Origin of the sequence: Streptomyces alanosinicus (assembly GCF_014650595.1) — a bacterium.
Classification (GTDB): Bacteria; Actinomycetota; Actinomycetes; order Streptomycetales; family Streptomycetaceae; genus Streptomyces; species Streptomyces alanosinicus.
Genome location: NZ_BMVG01000124.1, coordinates 1 through 2,142 on the forward strand (window position 1 = coordinate 1; position 2,142 = coordinate 2,142).

Genomic DNA, 2,142 nt, shown 5'->3' on the forward strand with positions numbered 1-2,142 from the left:
ACGTGAAGAAACTCGTCAACAACAATGCGAACTGACACGAACCGGATCACGGGACACTAGGGCGAGTTCCTCGTCGGCGCGGTCCGGGTCGGCGAAGGCAGTGACCAGAGCGAGGAGGGTCTGGGCGACGGCTCGCTGGCCCGCGGCGCCGTGCTGTTCGGCTTCGGTCCATGCGGCTTCGAAGGCGGCGACGACACGGTCGATGTCACCGTGGGGCCATCTGATGTGGCCCAGGATGCTGTGATGCCGACCCTTCCAGCCCAGGGTGAGGATGGCGGCGAGGGCGGTCGGGAAGTCACCGCGGATACGGGCGAGGTTGGCCAGGCCGCCGCGGGCGAGGGGAGCCGAGCCGGCCGCCGGCGTCGGCGACCTGGCGCATGCCGTGCACGGCGTCGTCGGTGAGTCCGAGGTCCTTGTGGGCCTTGGCGCGGTAGTAGACGGCAAGGCCAGTGAGCGGGCCGAGCAGCAGGCCCGTGGCCAGCATTTGATGAGGCGCCCGGCGGTGCGCTCGCGGTGCTGGTGCTGGCGTCGGGCGATGGCGTCGAGGAGTTCAGCCAGGGCGTCGGCGGAAGTATCCGGTTCCTGCTGGTTGGCATCGGGCGCGTGCAGCGCGGCGGGCGGGGCGACGGGCTCCCACACGGAGTCTTCGGTGTAGGCGTAGGCGTAGGCGGCGTCGGCAAGCCAGTTCAGGTCGTCGAGGTGGTGGTCGGCGGCCAAGCGTAGGCCCTGGCGCAGGCATGCGACGAGCAGGGCCCGGCTGGGTACAGGAGTGTCGGCCCTGGCGTTCTGCCACTGCCGGCCGAGGGCGGCCAAGGCGCGTTCGGCGGCCTGGTGCCGGTCGGCGGGAGTCCACTGGTCCTCGGTGTGGTCGTCGGCGGTGCGCAGTGCGGCGCGGATGGCGCCGTGCAAGTGGTACGGCCAGATCGCGTAGGGGTCCTCGCTGATCATCGACCGTTCGATGAGCCGACGGGCCGCCGACTGGTGGGTGAGGCCGGCCGCCTGGGTGGCCAGGTCCGGGTCGAAAGCGTCCAGCAGACCGGCGCTGCGCAGGACATGCCGTTCGTCGCCGGTCAGTTCGGAGAGCGTGCGGGCGATGAGAGCGGGGAAGGTGTGGTCGAAATCCACGGCGGTCGGGGTGGCCGGTGCGACGAATCTCCAGGCGCCGCAGGCGTCATCGGCCCCAGGGCATGTTTGGTGGGGCGACGTCGGTCAGAAGGGCATCAGCACGTCCAAGCCTCCCTCACCACAAGTTCGGTGATGGAGGCTTGGCGCGATGGGCCGGCCCAGGGGGACACCGGCTATCGCTGCGGCGCCCCGGACGTCAATCGCCGAGGTCGTCCTGGATGTCGTCCAGGGATTCCTTCGCTCCCTGTTGTTGGCGCTGCTGCTGCAGCTTGTCCTGGGTCTGCTGGCCCCTCTGCTGGCCCCTCTGCTGCGCCTGCTGCTTGGCCTGTTGGGCCTTTTCCCTGGCCTGCTGGGCCTTCTTCTCCATGTCGTCGTTCATGCCCATGGGGATGCACTCCTTGAGTGGGGGGTGAGCCCAGGCTCGCATCCAGCTGTAACCCCTGCATCCTGAAGCATCACGCTCCGTTACAGCGCCCAGAACGCTCCCTTGCTGCTTAGGCCCTGTCTGGTGGGCGGTGGTCTGACCCACCAGACCATGCCGAGTGAGCCCGAAGCCCTCAAGTGGCTGGGCCTGTTTGATGGGTCAGCCTGCTGAAGACGAGTCTTGCCCGTCCTCGTGACCGTCGTCCGAGATGCCGGTGGCGATCCCGCCAACGCCTTCTGACCAGCCCTCGCCCCCCGCCTCTTCCTCTTCCTCGGACTCCGGCTGATCTTCTGGGTCATCGAACTCGTCACACATGGCAATTCCTCCTTCATCGCCTGGGAGATCAACTTCTGCACAGTTTGGGCCCGCGAAGACGCTCGTTGCACGCCCACCAGCCCGGGCAGGTGACCCAGGGCGGGTGAACGTAGGGACCGCCGAAAACCGACAGTGAGGTGAGGTGCTGCTTGACTCGTCGGACACGCTATAGAGGCGTTGTACGGCCTTGCGTGGGACGCGACGGCCCTGCTGGCAGCGCGCCAGCAGGGCCGAGGTGCACGTGCGGTCAGCCGCAGTAGCCGTTGAATGGGTCGTGC

General features: G+C 68.2%; 3 protein-coding genes. All 3 read right to left on the minus strand.

The window, feature by feature from the left end:
* Window positions 1-15 precede the first annotated feature (15 nt).
* The 3 genes from IE277_RS46530 to IE277_RS46540 all read right to left on the minus strand — a co-directional run bounded on the left by IE277_RS46530 (window position 16) and on the right by IE277_RS46540 (window position 1,864).
* Window positions 16-1,125 carry a hypothetical protein gene (locus IE277_RS46530; RefSeq protein WP_189960171.1) on the minus strand — a complete coding sequence of 370 codons (1,110 nt, stop codon included), beginning with the start codon at window positions 1,123-1,125 and terminating at the stop codon, window positions 16-18.
* A 196-nt stretch (window positions 1,126-1,321) separates the two neighbouring features.
* On the minus strand, window positions 1,322-1,510 hold the full coding sequence (locus tag IE277_RS46535) for a hypothetical protein (RefSeq protein WP_189960173.1): 189 nt from the start codon (window positions 1,508-1,510) through the stop codon (window positions 1,322-1,324).
* Window positions 1,511-1,708: 198 nt separating this feature from the next.
* Entirely contained in the window at window positions 1,709-1,864 is a 156-nt protein-coding gene (locus tag IE277_RS46540) for a hypothetical protein (RefSeq protein ID WP_189960174.1), read from the minus strand.
* Window positions 1,865-2,142 lie beyond the last annotated feature (278 nt).

Bases quoted from the DNA above. Each gene is read 5' to 3' on its own strand.
- IE277_RS46535 (WP_189960173.1), bottom strand. From the start codon at position 1,510: ATGGGCATGAACGACGACATGGAGAAGAAGGCCCAGCAGGCCAGGGAA.
- IE277_RS46540 (WP_189960174.1), bottom strand. From the start codon at position 1,864: ATGTGTGACGAGTTCGATGACCCAGAAGATCAGCCGGAGTCCGAGGAA.